This window comes from Lacihabitans sp. CS3-21 (assembly GCF_024343675.1).
In the GTDB taxonomy this organism is placed as follows: Bacteria; Bacteroidota; Bacteroidia; order Cytophagales; family Spirosomataceae; genus Leadbetterella.
The window spans coordinates 225,463-248,310 of record NZ_RJUD01000113.1 but is presented as its reverse complement, the minus strand read 5'-3'; the positions used below and the strand labels follow the sequence as shown (position 1 = coordinate 248,310).

Below are 22,848 nucleotides of genomic sequence, written 5' to 3'. Positions count from 1 at the left end.
AACAAATTAAATAGATACTTGATTTTTACTTTGTGTAGAAATCAAGTATTTTTCGTTATATCTCTCAACAAAATGACAAAAATTTTAGGTTCGTTTTCTATATTCTTTCTACTTTTTCTTTTTTCAAGCAATACCGCAATTTCGCAATCCAAAGTATTCGCTGACGGTTTGAAAAAAATTTACGACTTAGATGATAAATCGGATTATAAAGCTGCGAAAGCCGCGTCTTTATCTCTTAAAAGTAACAAATCTCTTAGCAGTTCTGAAAAAAACTTTATAGACAACTACATATTGCTATTTGATTTCAAATTGAGCGATGACGAACTCATAAAAAACGTTGAATTAGGAATAAAAAACCTGTCTGCTTTAAAAAACAGGAAACCATACGAAACCACACTTTTACTTAATTTTTACACGGCCAAGTACCACTATATAGCCTATTCCGGCGATTGGTCAGCGGCTCTAACTTTTGCACTAAAGGGCTTAGAAATTAAAGATTTTAACCAAGCTATGCTTGAATCTCGAACGGATTATCTTTACGATTTGGGCTATCTATATGATACCAATGACAAAAATTTTGAGGCCATATCTTACTACAAAACATCTTTGGGTCAATACATCAGGCAGTTTGGCGAAGTGAGTACGCATACGGCCTTGACATATAATAATTTAGCCTATGCATACAGCGAAGTAGGTAATGAAAAAAATGCGATAACGTATTACACAAAAGCAGCTAATATTTGGGAGAAAGTTCACAAAACCGAATTTGATCGTAAAGATTACTTGATTACGGTTTATCAAAATCTGACATATCAATATATTGGTTATGGAGATTATGCCAAAGCCCAGCAGGCCAACATAATACTCAATGCACATTATCTAAAAAAGTATTCCACCGAAGAAAGTAAAAAACTACCAACCTATTTTGAAGCCAAAAAAAGTTATGTTCTCAACAATATTCGAATTCACCTGATTAATAAAGAATTGGAAAAGGCAAATCTATTATTGACCAGTCTGATAAAAGACCCTATTTTCTCCTACGATAACCCCAAAGACCTGCGATACTTTCTTCAATCCTCCGACGAAATATTAGAGTATTATATCCAAGAAAAAAAATACAATGAAGCACTTCAATTAGCCAAAAAAACACTATCTGTGGCGAACAAATACAAATCAAACCACCATCAAATGATGGGTTACTCAAAGATTTCGAAGATATATAATGAATTAAAAGACTATCCCAACGCTCTCAAATTCATAGAATTAGCCATACAGAATATCAATCCTGAAAACTTCAGTTCTAGTAAGTTTACTTTAAAGGCAATGCGGGCTGACATAAATTTAAGCCTTAACCTTTATCCAGCGGCGATAAAAGATGTCAAACAGAATTTAGAGGACTTGGTTTTTGAGCTTTCTAAAAAAAGTAAGTCACTTGAAAAAATAGAATTTAAAGACGTTAAGGAGATTGTTTCCTTGAATTTCATCAAGGTTTTTACAAAAAGTGGAGAGGTATATTTAAAGAATTACAAAGTAACAAAAAATAAAAAAGACTTAATTCAAGCCGAAAAGCTGTATAAAATCGCCTCCAAGTTGTTTTTTGAATACTATCAAAAAGGTGAATATAATGAAACCTTAAACGAATACCATTCTGAAATAATAGAAGGTTTGCTGAGCACCGCCACGGAGAAAAAACTTTCAAAAGTAGAGCTCATAGAATACATCAATTCGATTGAGGAGAATTCTTCACAACATCTTTTTAAAGAATACCTCAAAAAAGCCTATAAGCCTGATAATGCCCATCTACGCACGGCCTCACAAATAAAAGATCTCGAAGGAGAGTTAAACTATTATAAAAACCTTGTTCTTACAGATAAGGAGCTTATCTCAAAAAACAACTTGAAGATTAACACTTTGGAGAATAAAATAAATAAATTACTCGAAAGTACATCAGAAACATACCGGGCCATAAGAGAAATATCTGTTCTTAATTTTGATGTAAACGAAGTACTTGCGAATCTCAAAAATGACGAATCCATTTTAAAATATTATATCGGAAACGAACACGTATATGTTTTGAATTTGAGCAAGAACCATCTAGAGATAAAAAAACTTGGTTTGGTAAGTGCATTAAAACCACAGATGGAAGCTTTTCTGACCAAAACCAAAAACATAAATGCTGACTATCAGACAAATGCCATTGCCCTTTGCAGAAATTTGGGTTTTTATTCTTCAACTCCTAAAATCAGCATTATCCCAGAAGGTTTTTTGAGTTATTTGCCTTTCGAATCGCTCATTGATCCGCAATCCAAGCAGTTCATTGTTTTGAAAAATCAACTTTCCTACCATTATTCTTTATCCATTTGGTTGTTTAACCAGCAGAATAATATAGATATATCCAATAAAAAACTCATCGCTTTTTCGCCACAATACAACCAATCAGAGGTAAGTTTGGTTAGGGCTGGTTTTGCGGATTTAAAATTTGCTCGTGAGGAAGCTACAGCCATAGCCAGTATGTTTGGAGGTGAAACTGTAAAAAATCATGAAGCTACCAAAGCAAGGTTTTTGAGTTCAATAGACAAGTTTGGAATCTTTCATTTTTCTATGCATTCTCAACTCTTTGAGGATGATTTCAATAAGTCTTGTTTAGTCTTCTCAAACAACGAGAAACTCTTTTTTTCGGAGTTGTACAGTCTCAATTTTCCCGCAAAAATGGCAGTTTTAAGTGCCTGCGATACTGGAAATGGCATTTTAAAATCTGGGGAAGGTATCATGAGTATTTCTCGTGCATTGACTTATGCGGGTGTTCAATCTTCGGTTTACAGCCTTTGGCAAGTACCTGACAAAGAGACTGCGGAGATCATCATTGATTTTTACAAAAACCTCAAAGAAGGACAATACAAAGATGAGGCACTGAGCAATGCCAAGAAAACATTTATTAGTAAAAATCCACTTAAAGCTCACCCATATTTTTGGGCAGGTTTTGTAGTAAATGGCAACACTGAGCCTTTGGAAATCACAAAATATTGGCTTTGGATTTTGATGGGTTTAATTGGACTTTCCGCTCTGTTTTTGGTGTTTAGAATTAAAAAGTGAAGCAAATGGTTGTGTTCTCAAAAACATCTCCATACCCGATTGCCAATATTTTGCACCAAAAGTAAAATTTGATTACCTTTAAAAACCATATAAATATTCAACCCAAACATCAACCTTCAATGAAAAAAATACTCTTCATTCTACTTCTATTTTCTCAAAATATCTTTGCCCAAGAACCCACTTATGCCGAGAAATTGGGTTTTCCTAAAGGCTCCAAAGTCCTCATTTTACATATCGATGATGTGGGGATGTCGTATGATTCTAACCTTGGAGCCATAAAAGCTATGGAAGAAGGCGTGGCCAATTCATTGAGTATGATGATGCCCTGTCCTTGGATTCCAGATTTTTTCAAGTATCTTGAAACCCACCCTCAAACAGATGCAGGGCTTCATTTAACTCTTACTTCTGAATGGAAAGGCTACCGATGGGGGCCATTGATGGGCAAGCCTGCCGTACCGGGTTTGGTAGATAAACAAGGTGCCATGTGGCCAAGCGTAAGAGCAACAGCCACCAATGCCACGCCAGATGAAATAGAAAAAGAAATAAGAGCCCAGCTAGACCGCTCTCGCACCATGGGTTGGGAGCCGACACATTTGGACACGCATATGGGGACGGTTTTTGCGAGAAAAGACTTCTTAGAAAGATATCTGAAAGTGGCCATGGAAGAAAAAATACCAGTGATGTTTCCCGGCGGACACAATTCTATGATTTTACAAACTGAAAAAGATGCAGGATTAACCATAGAAATGACCACGGCTGTTGGTAAACAATTGTGGGCAGCTGGTCTGCCGGTGATTGACGATTTGCACAATGTATCTTATGGATGGGGTTGTCCAGAAGGCAAAAAAGACTGCTCAGAAGCTGAGCTATTAGCCTCAAAAACCAAGAAATATATAGAAACTATAGAAAGTCTTAAACCAGGTTTAACCATGGTGATCATGCATTGCACTTGGCCCTCGGAAATATTTAAGCATATTTCGGACTCAGGAATAGTGCGTAAAGGTGACGCTATGACCATGATGGATCCAGTTTTTAAGAAGTATTTGGCAGATAACAAGATTATATTGACTACTTGGAGAGAGGTGGGAAAAAGAAGGAAAGAATTGAAGTAGCAGCGATTTGGAAAATCGCTGCTACTAGCTTATAATAACTTTGGTTTATAAACCGAAAATTGAAAAAATAGCGTAGAGCCGATTTGAATTTATGTCGGCATAAAAAGTCGCACTACTAATATTCTTTCTCCATGTACTGATAAGGTAATTGTCCACCTTGCCAGATTTTGACGTCTTTTTTGTACTGTTTATTGGTTCTTTTCAAAAGTTCGGGTTGTTCCATGGCCAATAAATCTGGCTTACCGGCATCTACCCAAGCAGTGTACCAAAAGTTGCTTACTTGTTGAATAGATTTTCGCATTTGTTTTTCTACCATGCCGTTGAGCGACTTGTGTAGCAATTCTGAATATTCTTTGGTAAATACCCACTGACCGAATTTGTTCTTTACCACTTTGCCGTCTTTGTCTTTTTCGTAAAGTTGCTCGGCTGGGAATTCACTTCTTAGTTTACGGTCTATTGCCAAAAGTGTGTCTACGAGGCTGTGGGTGTCTCTGATGATATTCCAAATTTCGGCGTCAACATTGGTAATATAAGTGGCTGGTGCTACTTTCAAATTATAACCTTTGGCATAGCGTTCTACCAAAAGGGCTTCCCAATGTGCATGAATACCTCTTTGGTTGGTAAGTTGGCCATCGTGATTGGACGAAGTATGAAGAGGCATGTGAGCATCGGCTAAATAGTGACCTAGCTCAGCAGCTGAAAACAAGGTTTCGGTACGACGACCGGTTTTCATGGAATTTACAAGACTTTTGTAGGTGTCGCTCATAAACCACGGCAAATTTCCCCATTTTTGGAGACTTTTTTCGTCCCACTTACGGGTTCGGATACTATCGAATGGTATGTTGCCAAAGTCTTCAATATCTATAAAATGGCGAGGGTTTTCGGCTTTATCTTTGAGGTGACTATATTTTCTTACATCAGGCAGGTTGCCGCCTTCTGAAATAAAATCTATGTGGCGATAGAAAAACTGGGCAATAGGCTGAGGAAGTGAGAATATGGCCGATTGATTGATGGCATAATGCCCCCACATACCCCATGAACTTAGAAATACTATGAAAAGAGCTGCCACCGATACTAAGCCTATTCGCTTCATGGAATGATGATTTTTAGTTTTTATTGAATGCCAAAAATACGAAAAATATGGGTTAATCACATATTTCGATTTTCAAATCAAATTTATAGAAATGAAAATCAGTGAAAATGGTTTTTTGCGATTTGAAAAATCGCTTTACCTGCTATCTTTGTTTCTAAGCAGCCTTGTGTTGCGAGAGGGATTGAGCCAATACCCCTTCAGGAGCTGACGAAAGGAGGTGACGAGGAGTTAAGGAGAATGCCCGACCCATGGGTCTGATGCAAAAGGACCATGGAATTCGCCCTGATTTATTATCAATTTAAATTTTTTAATAACATGAAAAGATTATTGGTTTGTTTGGGTTTTCTGTTTTCAATAAGTGCTTTTGCACAAGTTTTGCCAACTGAGCAGCAAATTAAAGAAGCTACAATGGCTTTGCCAGAAGCAGATAGATTAAATGCTAAAATATGGGGCTATAATGCGGATGGGGAATTGGTAGAGTTGCAGAAAGGAGGTAGTGGATACATTTGTTTGGCTGACGATCCCAACAAAAAGGGTTTTAGTGTGTCATGTTATCACCAAGATTTAGAGCCTTTTATGGCTCGTGGTCGTCAATTACAAAAGGAAAACAAGTCGTTCAAGGAGGTCTTTGATATTCGTGAAGCGGAGGCCAAGAAGGGCAAATTGAAAATGCCCAAGAATCCATCAACGCTGCATATGCTGAGTGGTGAAAGCTTAGAAAAGGCCAATTATCGCTATGTGGTGTATATACCTTGGGCTACTGCGGCCTCTACGGGATTGCCGCTCAAAGAGGTGGTGCCAGGTGCTCCGTGGATTATGGACCCGGGAACACACAGGGCTCATATCATGATTTCGCCACCAGCCAAAAAGTAGTCCATGGAGATAAAAGAAGCACAAAGTATTGTAGATGAATGGATTAAAACCATTGGGGTGAGGTATTTTAACGAACTCACGAATACGGCCATATTGATGGAAGAAGTGGGCGAAGTGGCTAGAATAATGGCTCGTCGATATGGGGAACAATCAGAGAAAGAGTCGGATAAAAACAAAGATTTGGGTGATGAGATGGCTGACGTGTTGTTTGTACTGATATGTTTGGCGAATCAAACTGGTATAGATTTGAACGATGCTTTTGTGAAAAATCTGGAAAAAAAAACCAAGCGGGATTTTGACAGACACAAGAATAATCCGAAGCTAGCGTGAGTAAAATGAGACGAATTTTATGGAATTAAAGAGAGATTTAACACAAAATACACTTTCATTTGCGAACGCAGTGAGTTCGTAATATTACCAGGTGAATTTTCGAAAATAAAGCAAGAATATAAATGCTAAGAATAATAACCAAATCATTTAATCAAATAGCACAAAAACCACTACTGGTGTTTTTCATGTACGCTGTTGGTTTTGTGCTGGCCATGTTGGTGGCCAGGCCTTTTTATGTCACATTTCTGAATGAAGCCTACACCTCGGTGGCTTTGGATAAGCTTATAGCCGACTTTGATTTTATGATTTTTACAGACTTTTTTCACCAAAGTCAGAAAGCCTTTCAGCCGTTTTTGCCTTTAGTTTTCACTTTGGGAATAGTGTATCTGTTGCTCAATACCTTCTTTGCAGGAGGTATTTTGGATGCCCCTGAACAAGAAAAATTCAAGTTTCCTCGTTTTTTTGAAGCCTCGGCTCAGCATTTTGCACGATTTGCTATGCTTTTGGTTTTTTTGTTTATTTTTTTAATGGTATTGGTTTCTTTGGCAGGCATGTTTTTCTTCATTTTTGCGGCCATAGCCGAAGGTGGCTCAGAGAAAGATTATATTTTGTGGATGATTCCGCCCGTGCTTATTCTTGTATATTTTGTTGGTTTTGTGGTTATTATGGGCGATTATGGCAGAGTGATGTTATTTAAGTCGCCGACACTTACATCTTACGGTGCTTTCTGGAAGGCTTTCAGCTATATTTTCAAATGGCCTTCGGCCATTGCACTTTTTTGGTTGATTATTGTTTTAGGTATTATACTCTCTGTGGTTTATTTGGGCATAGATAGACTGATAGGAATGCACGCTAGTCTGACCATTTTTCTGATGTTTTTGGTACAACAAGTTTTTGTTTTGGGCCGAACATTTCTAAAAATAAGTACACAAGTAGCTGCAAAAAACTATTTTGAAGCAAGACCCATTGAGTTAGAAAAAGTAGTTTTGGTTGCTGAAACACAAGAAGAAAACTGAAAAAATGGATGCAGAAATAGTAAATAAAGTGGCCAATAGCGGCCTGATATCGTTTGATTTGGAGGATTATTTTCACCAAGGTGATCGGCTGGTTTACGATATCAAAGACAATCTTTTTATGGGATTGATTCTGAAAGAAAAGGATTTTAGGGAGTTTTTAAAAACCAAAGACTGGACGGAATACAGTGGAAAAAATGTGGCGATCATCTGCTCAGAAGATGCTATAGTGCCCACATGGGCTTATATGCTTTTGGCGATTCAGCTAGAACCTTATGCCAATATGGTGGTTTTTGGAAATTTGGAAGATTTGGAGAAAAAACTCTATGAACAAGCTCTTAACGCATTAGATTTGGAGCAATTTGCAGGCCAAAGAATCGTAGTGAAAGGCTGTAGTAATTCACAGATTCCGACTTATGTTTATGTAGAACTTACTCGTCGACTCAAGCCGATTGTAAAAAGTCTGATGTTTGGCGAGCCATGTAGTACGGTGCCACTTTTTAAGAATAAATGAGTTGTGAGTGTTTAGTATTGAGTTGTGAGTACCCGGTTATGAGTATAGTGCTGAGCGTTTTGGGAGAATATTTTTGGTTTATTTTTATTTTGAAAAGATTTTTTCGTCTTTTGGATGAATAAATTATAATAAAAACAAACAATACGCAACAATGAAAATAACGTCATTTGAGGATTTACTGCATGGCAAAAGGCTCAGGATATCGCAGAATTGGTATATAAGAACTTCTACACATTACGAGATTTTGTTTTCGAGATCAAATTTGTAGAGCCTCGGTGTCTATATCGAACAATATCGCAGAAGGATTTGACCGATACTCAAAAAAGGAATTTGTCCGTTTTTTATATATTTCAAAAGGGTCTTGTTCTGAGGTGAAATCAATGCTTTATCTGGCTAAAAGATTGAATTTTGCAGATGAAAATGAAATACTTTTGATACAGGAAATGTGTGAGGAAACCTCAAAAATATTAAGAGGTTTGATAAAATCATTAGAAAATCGTTAAAATAAATAAGAGTTTCGAGTTGTGAGTTTCAAGTAAAGTTGTACTTGCCTATATAGGTTAATCCCACTCTTTAATTCTAATTTTATCTAACTCATTACTCAATACTCACAACTATCAACTCATAACTAATCTTTGAATGCCTGACATATTTGATATAAAAAACATCTTTTTCGCCATTTGGGGCTACGAAATGAGCCATTTGGAGTTTTGGGCTACAATTTCTGGTGCCTTGGCAGTATGGCTTTCGGTGAAAGAGAACGTGTGGTCATGGATTTTGGGTCTTGTGAATGTGGTGTTGGCTTCCATCATGTTTTACCAGATTCAGCTCTATCCCGATATGTTTTTGCAAGGTTTTTTCTTTGTGACTAATATTATAGGTTTTTGGTGGTGGAAGTTTCCAAAAATAGAAAATGCCAACCAGAAAAACGAACTTAGAATCACGAAATTAAAACCTAAAACATCTGCAATTTTGACTTTTGGTGGTTTGATAGCTACTTATTTGATGGGTACTTTCTCCAAAAACCTGCATGAAATATTTCCAAACCTATTTAGTCTGCCGAGTGCGTTTCCTTATGTGGACAGTTTCACTACCGTAATGAGTATTATTGCAACGTTTATGCTCATGAAAAAGAAAGTAGAGGCTTGGTGGATGTGGCTCGTTATAGATATCATTAGCACTTACATGTATTTCGCAAAAGACGTGAAACTTTATTCCATTCTCTATTTTATATTTTGTATTATAGCTGTTTTTGGGGCATTGGAATGGACTAGGAAGTGGAAACAAGGAAGGTAATAATTAGGAAATCTGGATGTCTAATTGATTTTATTTTCTTTAGGATAATTTTAAAAATTAAAAATCGGGTTCAGTTTATTTATTCCAATTGACTTTAATTTAGCTTTAAGTATTTTCGACCTACCTAACTGACAATGTCTACCAAGAAACCTAAACATCATTTAATAGCACGAAAAAATTAGACTTTGTAGCTAGCCAATTAGTAAATAAATTATCCAAATTGACCCAAAACTTTAAAAAACGATTCCTGAAAGAGGGTTACTGTTGAATTCCACAAACTATTAAATGTATCCTCTTAATTTTTTTAATATTATACCCTAAATAATTAAACTATTTATAAACTTTTGAGTCTAAGTTTTCGTATTAGTATTTAGAAACTTTATAGACGATACATTATTGAATTCAAAACTACTTATAATATTTTTCATAGGTATTTTAAATTTTAATACTTCAAATGCCCAAGATTTACCTTCAGGTTTTGTTTCTGAAACTATTGTTAATCATAATGCAGGTTTAATTGGAATTGAGTTTGATTCTTTAGGCAGAGCCTATACTTTTGAAAAATCAGGCAAATTATGGTTTATTAAAAACGACAATATTTCTTCTACCCCATTTTTAGATATAAGTTTTAAAACAGCCGAATGTTGTGAAAGCGGTCTACAAGGATTTGCTTTAGATCCCCAATATTTGCAAAATGGCTATATATATTTAGCTTATGTCCTAAAAGAAGATTCAATACCTGACAATCAGCCCGCACCCGCTCCTTCTGTTGGAAGAATTAGCAGGTTTACGGTTATGAATCCTGCCTCTCCCAATCCAACAGTGGATATTAATTCAGAATTTATACTTATTGGTTCTAACTTTTCGAATGGATGGCCTATTACCTATATTGGACACGTAGGAGGAGCATTGGCTTTTGGTACTGATGGTTCTCTTCTATTCTCTGCAGGCGATGGAGCATCCTTTGGTGATGATAACGGTTCGGACCCAACGTCATTTTTCCAGAAATCACTAGATATAGGAATAATTACATGGGATCAAAACATAGGTTCACTTAGAGCTCAAGAATTAAATTCTTTAAGTGGAAAAATATTAAGGATAGATAAAAATACTGGACTAGGATTACCAGATAACCCTTATTATGATGGAAATGATCCGGGATCAAATGCTTCAAAAACTTATGCAAGGGGATTGAGAAATCCCTGGAAATTACTCAAAATACCTCATACGGGTTCTATTTCACAACCAGGAAAGTTTTTAATTGGAGACGTAGGAACAAACGTAGCAGAGGAGATTAACATTCTTGAAAGTCCCGGTGAAAATTTTGGTTGGCCTTATTTTGAGGGCATTGATTTTGAAGATACTAATAGACCCCCTACGCCACCAGCTGTTTGGAAAAAGCCTGTAATAGCTATGAGAGACGCTATATATGGAAACATACATGGAAACAAAACAGAAGTGGGAACAATTTCTTTACCAGGCGATAACCTAAGTGGAAACGCGTCCATTGTTATAGGTGATTTTTATCATGATTTTGCTTCATATCCGGAAATTTACCATGATAACTTATTCTTTGGAGATTTTGTGAGTAAAAATATTTACCGAACAAAATTTGATGCAAATTATAATCCAGAATTTATATATAAGTTTGGTACCTTAAATGATCAAATCGCAGCCATTAGGACTTCCCCTGTTAATGGAGATTTGTATGTTTGTGTTATAGACTTATCAAATTCTACTTTTGGACAAATAATTAGAATTAAAGCCACAAATTCTAACTCAAACCCAATTTCAAAGATACTCCTGCCTGTCAATTTTGGTTCGGCAAGTTATATTATTTCACCTGATGCTAGCTTATCTTATGACCCAAATCCTAATGATAGTCTTTCCTATCATTGGGAACTATCAGATGGACAGTCGAGCACTGGCTTAAAACCTTATTTTAAAGTTGGAGACGCTAATAATTTAAACTATAATTTTATATGGTTAAAATTGAAAGTTGTGGATTCAACAGGTGCTTTTTCGCAGGATTCTCTAAAAATTCATTTTAATACCCAGAAGCCGATAGTTGATAATATAATCGCTGATCCTGATTTGAATGAGTATGTTGATCAAAACCCCATCAATACAGCTCAGTTTACAGCCGCTGTTATAAATCCTACATCTGAGCCAATAAATTATAAATGGGAAGTTTATGACAGCCATAACGGCCATAGGCATTTGGTACATGTGAGCACTGACCCACAACCGAATTTTTCTTTGCCTAATATTACTTGTGAGTCAGGGGCCAGTTATTGGGCCTTGGTGAGGTGTACCATTACTTCTGACAAAGGATTGTCTGATACCAAAGATTTATTATTTAGTAAAAATTGTTGGGGAACAAATCAAACACTAACTTTTACTAAACCGTCAGATACTACCTACAACGTAAACCGAATTAAACTTACGTCTTCGGCTACATCATTGCTTCCGATTACTTTTTTTATTACTTCAGGACCAGGTTCTATCTATAATGATTCTCTTCAGTTTATATCCAAACCCGGCATTATTACCATTAGAGCAACCCAACACGGTCAAGAAAATGTACATAACATAGCACCATATAAAGAGCAAAGTTTGATTGTAAGGAAACCAAGAGTAAATCAATCATTAACCTATAACTTCATACCAAGTGCAAATAAACCCGCTTCAAGGATAAAATTAAATGGGACTACGAATACAATAGATAGTGTAAGATTTCTAGTAATTAGTGGACCAGCTCATATAATTGGAGACTCGCTTATTATTGATACACTTGGCAAAGAAATTACGTTAATAGTCTATGTTGCTGGAACAGACGAACTAAATTTTGGATTTATTGAAAAGAAAATGACTACCTGTTTCGACGGAATCAATTTAACAATATCTACAACGAATATTGATAATCCACTAAGGTCGAAAACTGTTATAATATCCAATCAGCAGCTCATTGACAATTGGAAATATTTTGCTGGAAATGGGATAGAACTTTTGCCAGGATTTAAAACTCAAGTAGGTTCAGTTTTTGAGGCCAAAATAGCTGGCTGTGATGAGAATTAAGCCTTTTAGGGCACAAATTCCTCGATTTTAATAATCCTTACCTTTAATCAGATTCGATATGAAAAACATCTTATTCGCCATTTGGGGCTACGAAATGAGTCATTTGTAGTTCTCAAATACGATTTCTGATGCTTTGGGCTTTAGGTGAAAGAGAACTTTTGGTCTTGAATCTTGAGGTTGGTAAAGGTATGCTATGGGAGTATCATGTTTTACCAGATTCAGCTCTATCCCGATATGTTTTTGCAAGGTTTTTTCTTTGTGACCAATATTATAAGTTTTTGGTGGTGGAAGTTTCCAAAAATAGAAAATGCCAACCAGAAAAACGAACTTAGAATCACGAAATTAAAACCTAAAACATCTGCAATTTTGACTTTTGGTGGTTTGATAGCTACTTATTTGATGGCTACTTTCTCCAAAAACCTGCATGAAATATTTCTAAACCTATTTTGTCTGCCGAGTGCGTTTCCTTATGTGGACAGTTTCACTACCGCAATGCGTATTATTGCCACGTTTATGCTCATGAAAAAGAAAGTAGAGGCTTGGTAGATGTGGCTCGTTATAGATATCATTAGCACTTACATGTATTTCGCAAAAGACTTGAAACTTTATTCCATGCTCTTTTTTGTATTCTGTATTATAGCTGTTTTTGGGGCATTAGAATGGACGCGAAAGTGGAGGAAGTGGGATGGTTTGATTTTATAATTGTTGCTTCGATGGTATAAAATATTACTTTTTGAAATTTTAAGGATCCTACTTTTCTTATTTTTAACTTTTCTTTTCAATAGGTTTATTGTTTCTGCTCCATTCACTCCAAGAGCCCACATAAAGTTTCGGAATTTCCAATTCAGCGTAAGCGATTGCTAAAAGCGTATGGCATGCGGTTACTCCTGAGCCGCAATGAACTATTATATTCTCATTTTTAACATTCCCAAATACCTTTTCATATTTCATTTTTAAATCTTTCGGCGGCAAAAACATCCCATTTTTGTCTAAATTTTCTGTGTAAGGAATGTTTATGGCACCAGGAATATGCCCGGCAACTAAATCTATAGGCTCAATTTCACCATTGAAACGCTCAGCATCACGGACATCAACAACGATGTACTTTTCTTTTTGGGAAAACGACTCAACATCGTCAATTTCTGCAATGCAAAGTTTCCAATCGTCGACTTTTATAGATTCTACTCTATCTGAAATTTCTTTTTTTGACCTAGTCGGAAAGTGGATTTTTTTGACTGCTTGAATTCCGCCATCCAAAACCTGTACTTTTTCAAGCCCAACAGCTTTAAGCATCCACCAAAACCTTGCCGCTGCATTCGATCCATTTTTGTCATCATAAATTATTACGTGGCTTTTTGGGGAAATTCCAATATTGGATAATGTTTTAATGAAATTTTCAATTTTGGGTAATGGATGTCTTCCACCAATGGACACATCATCCTCGATTTCAGCCATTTGAGAGTTTAAATCAACAAATATTGCTCCCTCTAAATGCTGAGATTCGTAATTTGTCTTTGCATTTTTTCCATTGCTTGCATCTACAATAAACAAATCTTTGGATTGATATAATTTCAGCAAATCTACTGCTTGAATAATTGGAGAAATAGCCATATTTAGGATTTGTTTTTTATATAAAGAAAAACGAAAGACCAATTCGTTTTTTAGAAACTTTTCAAATTTATCAAAAATAAAGTGTTGTTCAAAGTTTGATAATGTTTTGTGCTTTTGATAGAAAATTTCATATAATGCTGATTTGGCAAACTTCTTCTAAATACAAATCACCTCTTTATTCTTGCCACATTCGATATTAATTCCAATCTTTGTTAAGACCCTTTTATAAACCTTACCATCTTAAAAAATGAAGAAATTTTCTGTCTTTAGTTTTTTAAAATCCTTCTTTTTTGTGTCAACAGCATTTTGCATTTCAGCCAGTGCCCAAGTGACCAAAGAAACCTATAAAAAAGCCGAGTATTTTTTGACCAACTCTATCCAAAAAGAGATTTATAATCTGGAAGTTATCCCCAATTGGATAAAGGATAAGAATGCATTTTGGCATGTAACATATACCAAAGACGGCAAAAGGTTTTTGATTAGCGATATAGCTAAAAAGGAAACAAAAAGTGCTTTCGATCATGAGCTTTTGGCCAAATTGCTCAATGAAGCAGCAGGAGATACGCTCAAAAGTACTGATTTGCCTTTCGACAAAATCAAATTTACGGAGGAAAACAAAATTGAGTTTGAATGGAAAAACAAAAACTGGGAATTTTTTAATCATAAGCTTAGCTCTACTCAAATACCAAAACCTGTAGATAGTCGAGGTCTTTCTCCCGATAAAAAATGGAGAGCTTTTAACAAAAATTATAATCTTTTTGTGGAAAATCTTGAAACTACTCAAGTGTTTCAGTTGAGTTTTCATGGAAAAAAAGACTACGAATACGGCACTTTTTATGGCTGGAGCGATATTATTGAGGGAGAAAATGGCATAAGACCAGAGCAGTTTTACGTGCGTTGGTCGCCAGATTCCAAAAAGATTTTGACGCAAATAGCAGACTTGCGAATGGGGGAAAAAATGTATCTGTTGGATTTTAGCAAAGATGAGAAATTCCGACCCAATCTGCTTTCATATTACCGTGGTTCGCCTGGAGATACCACGCTTGTGAAGAAAATTCCTGTCATTTTCGACCTCGATACAAAGAAAGAAACGAAATTATTGAGTTTGACTACGCCACATTTTATGCCCCTGGATTTGGTCTGGGATAAAAACAGTGTGACTTTGATGGGGACTTATTTCCACCGAGGTTACAAGCAATTTGATATTTTGGATATAGAGGCAAATACGGGCAAGATACGGACGGTTTATTCTGAAAAGGAGCAAACGCACATAGAATACAACACGATGTTTCAAAAGTTGAAAGGTGATAGATTTATTTTGGCTTCGCAACAATCGGGTTGGAATAATCTGTATTTGATAGATTGGAAAACTGGAAAAATTATTCTAAATCTAACGCCTGGTGAATACGTGGTAAACAGGGTTTTATATGCGGATGAAGAAAAAAATCAACTGTATTTTATGGCTGCGGGCAAAGAAAAAGGTAGAAATGTGTATTATCAGCATCTGTATAGCGTAGGTTTGGATGGCAAAGAACTTACGCTACTTACACCCGAAAATGCTTTTCATGAAATCTATGTTTCAGAAGATAAAGAATATGTGGTCGATAATTATTCCACAGTAAATCAAGCCACAAAGTCGGTTTTGAGAGATTTGGCATCTGGTAATATTTTCATGCAGATTTCGGAGGCAGATATTTCAAGCTTAAAAGCAAAAGGGTATCAATCTCCACAACAGTTTTCGGCTATCGGTAAAGACGGGAAAACCGAGATTTATGGCATTTATTACGTTCCGACCGACTTTAACCCAAAGAAATCGTATCCAGTTATCGACTACACTTACACTGGACCGTTTATTGATATCACACCCAAGACTTTCAAAGGAGGCCTCATTGGTTTGCAGCAGCCCATGGCTGAGCTGGGCTTTGTGGTGGTTACTGTAGACGGAATGGGCACTTTTGGCCGTTCAAAGGCTTTTCAAGATGTTTCTTACAGAAATTTGGGCGATGGTACTACCGACCATGTGTTGGCTATCAAGCAATTGGCCAAGTCGAAGCCTTTTTTGAATATCCAAAAAGTCGGTATTTTTGGACACTCTGCGGGAGGTTATGATGCTGCTAGGGCGATGTTGCTGCATCCTGATTTTTACAAAGTTGGCGTGGCTTCTGCTGGAGATCACGACCACCGCATGGAAAAAGCTTGGTGGCCTGAAATGTACATGGGCTATCCAGTGGGTGATTTTTACCACCAACAGTCTAACATTACCAATGCGGCCAACCTGAAAGGGAAATTGCTCCTAGCACATGGAGCGATTGACGAAAACGTCAATCCTTCAGCTACTTATAAGTTTGCCGAGGCACTGATAAAAGCTGGAAAGGACTTCGATATGTTTATTTGGCCGAGCAGAAATCATAATTTTGGCAGAACCACAGGGGACTATTTTACCAAAAAACGTTGGGATTATTTCTTGGAGAATTTATTAGGCCAGAAACCACTTTTGCATTATCAGATTGGAAAGTAATTAGGTGTGTGGGTGATTTTCTACCTATCCAAATACCTCCAAAACCTAGCTTCATCCTTTACATATCGACCAGATTCTACAAAACGAATTGTGGGTTTAACTGTGGAAATGAGAAGATTTAGGCCAGCCAAAGTATTTTTAAGATGCCGAGCGGTGCCTTCGTTACCATCTACGGGTTGCAAATTCGGGAAGTTTTCTTGAATCATTTTTTCGAAATAAGTAAAATGCGTACAACCCAACACTACGTATTTATAGTTTTCTAAATTGAACTTTGAGAATTCTTTTTTAAGGTATTTCAAGACTTCTGGGCTTTCGAATTGTTCATTTTCAGCAAATTCTACCAAACCTGGGAGTGGAAGTCTATCTACCATATGGTCGATGTCTAGTGAGTTGATAAGGTTTTCAAATCTGTCGGCTTTGAGTGTTACAGGTGTAGCACAAGCCAAAATTCTTTTGTTTTCGGTATTGTTATCAAACGCTACTTTTACAGCTGGCTGAATGGCGATTATCGGTAAATCGTATTTTTCTCTTAGATATTCTATGGTCACATTGGTGGCTGTATTACACGCCAAAACTATAGATTTGCAACCTTCATTTCTCAGAAAAACAACTGCTTTTTCTACATATTCTTTGATTTGCTCCGTGGTCTTGTAAGAATATGGTACGTTTTCGGTATCTGCATAATATAAGAAGTTTTCGTGAGGCAGTGTGTACATCATTTCTTTGAGAACCGTAAGGCCGCCAATGCCTGAATCAAAAACTCCAATCATGTTATAAAATTAATCTTACGCCCAACCTTTCTTCTTTTTCAAGGGTTTTTTCTTTTGGAAAAATTCCTCTTTGGGCTTTGCTTCTATTGTTTTTTTTGAGCTAAAATTTGGTTTTTGGGTCATTACGGTAGTCGATTTCTGCTGAACTTCCTCTACCTTTTTGGCTTCCTGATTTTGAGGTTTTAAAGGACTCAAAAGCTTTGCGGCTAGTTCTTTATGCCCAAGTTTAAGTAGACGACTTTTTATCCAACCTTTTACCTCAGGTTTGTACCAAAAGAAATATTTGTTCTGTGTTAGTTTTTCCTCTTTGGTTTTGGCGGTATGAATTGGCTGTAGGGTGTAAGGATGCACACCTGTGTAGTAAATGACCTCAGCTACCGTCATGGGAGTGGGAGTGAAGTCTTGTACTTGTTCTAGTTTAAAGCCCAAATCCTTGGTTTCCGCAGCCAAGTTGGCCATGTCAGCCTCTTCACATCCTGGGTGTGAACTGATGAAATACGGAATCAATGGCTGTTTCAGGCCGTGTTTTTCTTGTATTTTGTCGTATTTATCCTTGAATTTTCTGAAATATTTAAAACCAGGCTTACGCATCACTCTCAAGGTAGCATCTGAAGTGTGCTCAGGGGCTACTTTGAGTCTTCCCGAAACATGACGAGTGACTAACTGCTCCATGTATTCGTCGTGGTTGCCGTCTTGGTTATTTTTGTTGAAGTCGTCCACCAGCAAATCATATCTCACACCAGAGCCTACAAATGCTTTTTTAATTTCAGGATGGGCGTCTACTTTTTGGTAAAGCTTGGTAAGTGGTTTGTGCGAAGTGTCTAAATTTGAGCATATTACAGGGTGAATACAGCTCGGAGCTTGACAACGATTACAGATGGATTCGTCTTTGCCTTTCATGCGGTACATGTTGGCCGAAGGTCCTCCTAGATCGGAAATGTAGCCCTTAAATTCGGGATGTTGGGTCAACGCATCCACTTCTTTCATGATAGATTCCTCCGAACGAGACGCTATAAACTTGCCTTGATGAGCCGAAATGGTACAAAAACTACAGCCCCCAAAACACCCACGGTGCATATTGATGGAGAATTTTATCATTTCATATGCTGGAATTGTGCCTCTTTTGGCGTACTTCGGATGTGGCATGCGGGTATACGGCAAATCAAACGATTTGTCCATTTCTGCCTCGTCCATGGTTTTGTATGGAGGATTGATAACCAGCGTTTTATTGCCTACTTTCTGCACAATTCGGTTGGCTTGCCATTTGTTAGACTCTACCTCTACTATTTTAAAGTTTGAAGCATATTTTATCTTGTCTTCTAAACAAACTTCATGACTGGCCAATTCAACGGTTTCCCAATCATTGTAGGTTTTTACTTCTTCCAAACCATCCTCCAAGAATGCAATTTGATTGACATCTTTGATACTATTTAGTGGAACTCCTTTTTTGACCAGTCGCAAAAGATCGCGTAAGGGCTGTTCCCCCATACCATAAACCAGCATATCTGCCTCAGAATCAACGAGAATCGATGGTAGAAGTTTGTCTTCCCAATAATCGTAATGCGTAACTCTACGTAGAGAGGCCTCTATACCTCCTATTAGAACTGGAACATCGGGATATATTTCTTTTAATATTTTGCTGTAAACCGTTGTGGCGTAGTCAGGTCTAAAACCAGCCTCTCCGCCTGGCGTATAACTGTCATTGGAGCGGCGGCGTTTGTTGGCAGTATAGTGATTCACCATGGAATCCATACAGCCAGCCGTTACTCCGAAAAAATATTTAGGCTTTCCAAGTTTTTTAAAGTCCCTGAGGTCGTCTTTCCAGTTGGGTTGAGGAATAATTGCTACTCTAAATCCCTCACTTTCAATGATTCTGCCGATAACAGCTGTTCCAAATGAAGGGTGATCTACATAGGCATCTCCTGAGATGAGGATGACATCTACCTCATCCCAACCTCTCATTTCTACTTCTTTTTTAGTTATTGGTAGCCAATGTGTTACTGGCCTTTCTCTCACTGTTATCATATTGCAAAATTAACAGTTATTTGCATAAGAAAGTTTAAATTGTTTTTTGTCTAGAATGGATTAAGCACAGAATTATAAATCAATGAAGAAGAAATTGTTATTTTTGTAGAAATTTGAATCAGGAAAATTTCGAAATCCAAAGAATTGATTTATATTTATTTTTAATCATCAAACATCAGAATTAACCCTAAACGAATGAAATTAAACATTACTTGGAAAATCTTCATCGGCATGACACTCGGTATCATCGTCGGTTTTTTTATTCACAATCACTTTGATTTGGGGCAGTTTGGTATAAAAGATGCCAGTTTGCTCACTGCTGATCAAGTAAAGGCCAACGATGGCGTGAAAGAATGGAGTTCCTACCTTCAGTTGCTTTCAAAGATTTTTCTTCGACTTATCCAAATGATTTTGGGCCCTTTGGTGTTTTCTATTTTAACTGTTGGAATAGCTAAACTCGGCGATTTTAAGGTAGTTGGTCGAATAGGACTGAAAACACTGGGCTATTTTTATTTCGCTACCATATTGTCATTGCTTGCAGGTCTTGTGGCAGTCAATATCATGAAACCGGGTAAGGTCATGTCATTGGATTTGCCCGAAACTGGAACAGATACAGGCGTGGAGGCCAAGAAAATGACCTTAGAAAATTTTATCACCCACGTTTTTCCTAAAAGTATTTTTGAAGCACTCGCAACTAATGAAGTCTTACAAATAGTCGTTTTCTCGCTGTTTTTTGGAGTGGCCTTGGCTGCCATTGGAGACAAGGGCAAATCAGTTACAAAAGCTCTCGATGCTATTTCGGAGGTAATGTTTAAAATTGTTGGTTATGTGATGATATTTGCACCATATGCAGTTTTTGGGTCAGTAGCGGCCGTTATTGCTTCAAAAGGCTTGGGTGTTTTGGGTGGATATTTGTATTTGATTGTTTGCTTTTTTGCTACTTTGGCCTTTTTCATTTTTGTGGTTTTGTGGGTTATTTGTTTGTTTATGAAAATAGATTACTGGAAGCTCCTGAAATATGTCAAAGATGCAATTTTTCTGTCATTTAGTACGGCCAGTTCTGAGGCGTCTATGCCTATGCAGATCGAGCAACTTAAAAAATTCGGTATTTCGGAACGCATCATTAGTTTTGTGTTACCGTTGGGTTATTCTTTCAATCTCGACGGATCTATGATGTATATGACTTTTGCAACTGGCTTTATCGCTCAAATTTATGGAATTGAACTTAGTATTGGACAGCAAGTTACGATGCTCCTCACCCTATTGCTTACGAGCAAAGGTATAGCAGGAGTACCACGTGCCTCATTGGTGGTTATTGCAGGCACACTTACGATGTTTGGACTTCCACAAGAAGGTATTAGTTTAGTTCTGGCTGTAGACTGGTTATTAGACATGGGTCGCTCAGCAACCTCTGTGGCTGGTAATGCAGTAGCCACAGCAGTTGTAGCTAAATGGGAGGGCGAATTGAAAGATTAAAGAAAGGTTTTGAAATAGAATCTAATGGGAATGTAAACTACTTTGCATTCCCATTTTTTATGGTTTTTTCTCAATCAGATCCCACAGGTTACCATAAAGATCTTCAAAGACACATACTTTACCATATTCTTCAGTACTTGGTTCTCTATAAATTTTAATATTTTGATTAAGCAAATGCTGATAGTCTCTGTCGAAATCATTGGTATGCAAAAACAAGAAAACTCTTCCACCAGATTGATATCCAATGGCCTTAACTTGGTCGCCAACTGCTTTTGCAAGAAGGAGTTTACATTCTTTCGAACCTTTTGGAGCCACAAGAACCCATCGTTTGGTTTCTGAAAGTACGGTATCCTCTATCAATTCAAAATTTAGTTTTTTGGTGTAAAAGGCGATGGCCTCGTCGTAATCTCTGACAACCAATGCAATGTGTGCAATAAACTGGCTCATAATTTTTTTTACAAATTAAAAAAAGATAATTGATTTTATCTCTCAATAGCTATACGAAATTATTATGTTAATTATTTGTTTAAAATTTCATTATTGAACTTAAAACCTATTTTGCACCATTATTATTTTCACAAAATAATGATTTTAGAAATTTATTATTCCCCTGTTTATCAATTAGACAGATAGTTTTCTTAATTTGATTTGTTTTTTAAAAACCCTAAAAATCCCAAATATTAATCTTATCGCTAATGCAGAATTTTTTGATCGCCTTTTTTGCACTAAGATTTATCCGCACTCACCTAAATACGAAGGAGTCACTACCTCAATACGATCAATATTTAAAGGTTCTGAACTTGTTCATTGTTCCTTTTTTGTTGCTTCTAAACTTTAATTCATTTGAGCGGTTTCTTCCAACCATCAATTTCGTTTGGTTTGTGGTCTTTTCAGCAATAATGTATGTTTTGTGGCTGCTTAGAGAAAACAATTTGGCCAGTTCATTGCTAAAAGCGGGGTTACCATTTTTTATTGTGAATAGCCTGAGGGACATCATGGAATATTTTTTTTCAAGTTTTACCAAAGAAAATGATTCGATTATAGATTTGGTATTTCTAGGGAGTTTGTTTTGGATGATTGCTTTTGCCATAAGTACGAATAACCAAATCAAGGCACTAAAAAAAGAAGAAGAGAAAAACAGGCTAGTTGTTGGTGAAAATGAAAAACTAGAGATTCTCGTTAGAGAGCGAACTTCTGAAATTTCGGCACAAAAAGAACAATTGGAATCTACGGTGGAAGAACTAAAAGCTACCCAAAATCAGTTGGTTCAACAAGAAAAACTGGCTTCATTGGGTGAACTTACCGCCGGAATTGCTCATGAAATTCAGAATCCATTAAACTTCGTGAATAATTTTTCAGAACTCAATCTGGAACTAATTGAGGAGCTGATGAGTCCAGAAACACCCCGAGGAGGAATTGAAGAGGAGGAATTGCTTTCAGATATTAGACAAAATCTCGAAAAAATAAACCACCATGGAAAGCGTGCAGCAAGTATAGTGAAAGGAATGCTACAGCACTCTAGAACTAATACTGGACAAAAAGAAACCACTGACATTAATGCCCTTGCAGACGAATTTCTGCGACTCAGTTACCATGGATTACGGGCCAAAGACAAGACTTTTAATGCCGACTTTAAAACTGAACTAGATCCAAACTTGCCGGTCATTGAGGCTGTGCCACAAGATATTGGTCGGGTATTACTCAACCTTATCAACAATGCTTTTTATGCATGTGCGGAGCGTAGCCGAGCCCAAAGTAAAGTGAATGGGGAAAATCCCTATAAGCCATTAGTAACAGTTTCTACGCTTAAAATAGATGACGCAATAGAAATACGTGTGAAAGACAACGGAGCGGGTATTTCGGAAGATAATATGGAGAAGATTTTTCAACCGTTTTTCACCACCAAACCTACTGGAAAGGGTACGGGCTTAGGTTTAAGCTTAGCTTATGATATTGTGACGAAGGGGCATGGGGGTACGATTGAAGTCGAGAGTAAGGAAGGAGTTGGTACTGAGTTTATTATTAGTTTAAACTTGTAAATTATTT

At 36.9% G+C, this 22,848-nt stretch carries 17 protein-coding genes and 1 pseudogene; 13 read left to right on the top strand and 5 right to left on the bottom strand.

The window, feature by feature from the left end; translation table 11 throughout:
• The first annotated feature begins 72 nt into the window (after nt 1-72).
• Together EGI24_RS20880 and EGI24_RS20875 are read left to right on the top strand one after the other, a co-directional pair.
• Nucleotides 73-3,093: a CHAT domain-containing protein gene (locus EGI24_RS20880; protein ID WP_255050572.1), complete on the top strand. Its 3,021-nt coding sequence runs from the start codon at nt 73-75 to the stop codon at nt 3,091-3,093.
• A gap of 119 nt (nt 3,094-3,212) precedes the next feature.
• Nucleotides 3,213-4,205, top strand: coding sequence for a polysaccharide deacetylase family protein (locus EGI24_RS20875; RefSeq protein ID WP_255050571.1), 993 nt, complete (start codon nt 3,213-3,215; stop codon nt 4,203-4,205).
• 115 nt (nt 4,206-4,320) lie between these two features.
• Here EGI24_RS20875 and EGI24_RS20870 read toward each other — a convergent pair whose 3' ends face one another.
• The gene (locus EGI24_RS20870; RefSeq protein ID WP_255050570.1) at nt 4,321-5,298 is read right to left on the bottom strand and encodes a zinc dependent phospholipase C family protein; all 978 of its coding nucleotides are present in this window, start codon (nt 5,296-5,298) and stop codon (nt 4,321-4,323) included.
• A gap of 315 nt (nt 5,299-5,613) precedes the next feature.
• Between EGI24_RS20870 and EGI24_RS20865 the strand changes: the two genes are divergently transcribed.
• The 8 genes and pseudogenes from EGI24_RS20865 (at nt 5,614) to pnuC (EGI24_RS20835) (ending at nt 13,104) form a co-directional block, all read left to right on the top strand.
• Nucleotides 5,614-6,171 (top strand): hypothetical protein, encoded by a 558-nt coding sequence (locus EGI24_RS20865; RefSeq protein WP_255050569.1) that lies wholly within the window; start codon nt 5,614-5,616, stop codon nt 6,169-6,171.
• A 3-nt stretch (nt 6,172-6,174) separates the two neighbouring features.
• Nucleotides 6,175-6,501: a nucleotide pyrophosphohydrolase gene (locus tag EGI24_RS20860; protein ID WP_255050568.1), complete on the top strand. Its 327-nt coding sequence runs from the start codon at nt 6,175-6,177 to the stop codon at nt 6,499-6,501.
• A gap of 122 nt (nt 6,502-6,623) precedes the next feature.
• Nucleotides 6,624-7,517, top strand: a complete 894-nt coding sequence (locus EGI24_RS20855; protein WP_255050567.1) for a hypothetical protein — start codon at nt 6,624-6,626, stop codon at nt 7,515-7,517.
• Nucleotides 7,518-7,521: 4 nt separating this feature from the next.
• Nucleotides 7,522-8,028, top strand: coding sequence for a DUF2480 family protein (locus EGI24_RS20850; RefSeq protein WP_255050566.1), 507 nt, complete (start codon nt 7,522-7,524; stop codon nt 8,026-8,028).
• A 275-nt stretch (nt 8,029-8,303) separates the two neighbouring features.
• Nucleotides 8,304-8,531: a four helix bundle protein gene (locus tag EGI24_RS22045; protein WP_409035502.1), complete on the top strand. Its 228-nt coding sequence runs from the start codon at nt 8,304-8,306 to the stop codon at nt 8,529-8,531.
• A gap of 136 nt (nt 8,532-8,667) precedes the next feature.
• Nucleotides 8,668-9,324 carry a nicotinamide riboside transporter PnuC gene (gene pnuC, locus EGI24_RS20845; protein WP_255050565.1) on the top strand — a complete coding sequence of 219 codons (657 nt, stop codon included), beginning with the start codon at nt 8,668-8,670 and terminating at the stop codon, nt 9,322-9,324.
• A 396-nt stretch (nt 9,325-9,720) separates the two neighbouring features.
• Nucleotides 9,721-12,402, top strand: a complete 2,682-nt coding sequence (locus EGI24_RS20840; RefSeq protein ID WP_255050564.1) for a sorbosone dehydrogenase family protein — start codon at nt 9,721-9,723, stop codon at nt 12,400-12,402.
• 204 nt (nt 12,403-12,606) lie between these two features.
• Nucleotides 12,607-13,104, top strand: a pseudogene (pnuC, locus tag EGI24_RS20835) (nicotinamide riboside transporter PnuC).
• A 63-nt stretch (nt 13,105-13,167) separates the two neighbouring features.
• Here the strand turns inward: pnuC (EGI24_RS20835) and EGI24_RS20830 are convergent.
• Nucleotides 13,168-14,013, bottom strand: coding sequence for a sulfurtransferase (locus EGI24_RS20830; RefSeq protein ID WP_255050563.1), 846 nt, complete (start codon nt 14,011-14,013; stop codon nt 13,168-13,170).
• Nucleotides 14,014-14,260: 247 nt separating this feature from the next.
• Between EGI24_RS20830 and EGI24_RS20825 the strand changes: the two genes are divergently transcribed.
• On the top strand, nt 14,261-16,531 hold the full coding sequence (locus EGI24_RS20825; RefSeq protein WP_255050562.1) for a prolyl oligopeptidase family serine peptidase: 2,271 nt from the start codon (nt 14,261-14,263) through the stop codon (nt 16,529-16,531).
• A 20-nt stretch (nt 16,532-16,551) separates the two neighbouring features.
• On the opposite strand, the gene murI is transcribed toward EGI24_RS20825, so the two are convergent.
• Both murI and EGI24_RS20815 read right to left on the bottom strand, forming a co-directional pair.
• Nucleotides 16,552-17,301 (bottom strand): glutamate racemase, encoded by a 750-nt coding sequence (murI, locus tag EGI24_RS20820; protein ID WP_255050561.1) that lies wholly within the window; start codon nt 17,299-17,301, stop codon nt 16,552-16,554.
• Between the two features lie 15 nt (nt 17,302-17,316).
• Nucleotides 17,317-19,326, bottom strand: a complete 2,010-nt coding sequence (locus EGI24_RS20815) for a YgiQ family radical SAM protein (RefSeq protein WP_262926223.1) — start codon at nt 19,324-19,326, stop codon at nt 17,317-17,319.
• Between the two features lie 195 nt (nt 19,327-19,521).
• Between EGI24_RS20815 and EGI24_RS20810 the strand changes: the two genes are divergently transcribed.
• Nucleotides 19,522-20,802 (top strand): dicarboxylate/amino acid:cation symporter, encoded by a 1,281-nt coding sequence (locus EGI24_RS20810; protein WP_255050560.1) that lies wholly within the window; start codon nt 19,522-19,524, stop codon nt 20,800-20,802.
• Nucleotides 20,803-20,859: 57 nt separating this feature from the next.
• Here the strand turns inward: EGI24_RS20810 and EGI24_RS20805 are convergent, their stop codons facing one another.
• Nucleotides 20,860-21,249, bottom strand: a complete 390-nt coding sequence (locus tag EGI24_RS20805) for a VOC family protein (protein WP_255050559.1) — start codon at nt 21,247-21,249, stop codon at nt 20,860-20,862.
• A gap of 248 nt (nt 21,250-21,497) precedes the next feature.
• On the opposite strand from EGI24_RS20805, the gene EGI24_RS20800 reads away from it, so the two are divergent.
• Complete coding sequence (locus tag EGI24_RS20800; protein WP_255050558.1) at nt 21,498-22,841, top strand: ATP-binding protein; 1,344 nt, start codon at nt 21,498-21,500, stop codon at nt 22,839-22,841.
• Nucleotides 22,842-22,848: the final 7 nt, after the last annotated feature.

What these genes read in the sequence shown, in the direction of transcription:
- EGI24_RS20815 (WP_262926223.1), bottom strand. Translation starts at nt 19,326, where the DNA reads ATGATAACAGTGAGAGAAAGGCCAGTAACACATTGGCTACCAATAACT.
- EGI24_RS20870 (WP_255050570.1), bottom strand. Translation starts at nt 5,298, where the DNA reads ATGAAGCGAATAGGCTTAGTATCGGTGGCAGCTCTTTTCATAGTATTT.
- EGI24_RS20830 (WP_255050563.1), bottom strand. Translation starts at nt 14,013, where the DNA reads ATGGCTATTTCTCCAATTATTCAAGCAGTAGATTTGCTGAAATTATAT.
- EGI24_RS20875 (WP_255050571.1), top strand. Translation starts at nt 3,213, where the DNA reads ATGAAAAAAATACTCTTCATTCTACTTCTATTTTCTCAAAATATCTTT.
- EGI24_RS20860 (WP_255050568.1), top strand. Translation starts at nt 6,175, where the DNA reads ATGGAGATAAAAGAAGCACAAAGTATTGTAGATGAATGGATTAAAACC.
- EGI24_RS20865 (WP_255050569.1), top strand. Translation starts at nt 5,614, where the DNA reads ATGAAAAGATTATTGGTTTGTTTGGGTTTTCTGTTTTCAATAAGTGCT.
- EGI24_RS20805 (WP_255050559.1), bottom strand. Translation starts at nt 21,249, where the DNA reads ATGAGCCAGTTTATTGCACACATTGCATTGGTTGTCAGAGATTACGAC.
- EGI24_RS20810 (WP_255050560.1), top strand. Translation starts at nt 19,522, where the DNA reads ATGAAATTAAACATTACTTGGAAAATCTTCATCGGCATGACACTCGGT.
- pnuC (WP_255050565.1), top strand. Translation starts at nt 8,668, where the DNA reads ATGCCTGACATATTTGATATAAAAAACATCTTTTTCGCCATTTGGGGC.
- murI (WP_255050561.1), bottom strand. Translation starts at nt 17,301, where the DNA reads ATGATTGGAGTTTTTGATTCAGGCATTGGCGGCCTTACGGTTCTCAAA.
- EGI24_RS20825 (WP_255050562.1), top strand. Translation starts at nt 14,261, where the DNA reads ATGAAGAAATTTTCTGTCTTTAGTTTTTTAAAATCCTTCTTTTTTGTG.
- EGI24_RS20855 (WP_255050567.1), top strand. Translation starts at nt 6,624, where the DNA reads ATGCTAAGAATAATAACCAAATCATTTAATCAAATAGCACAAAAACCA.
- EGI24_RS20880 (WP_255050572.1), top strand. Translation starts at nt 73, where the DNA reads ATGACAAAAATTTTAGGTTCGTTTTCTATATTCTTTCTACTTTTTCTT.
- EGI24_RS20850 (WP_255050566.1), top strand. Translation starts at nt 7,522, where the DNA reads ATGGATGCAGAAATAGTAAATAAAGTGGCCAATAGCGGCCTGATATCG.
- EGI24_RS20800 (WP_255050558.1), top strand. Translation starts at nt 21,498, where the DNA reads ATGCAGAATTTTTTGATCGCCTTTTTTGCACTAAGATTTATCCGCACT.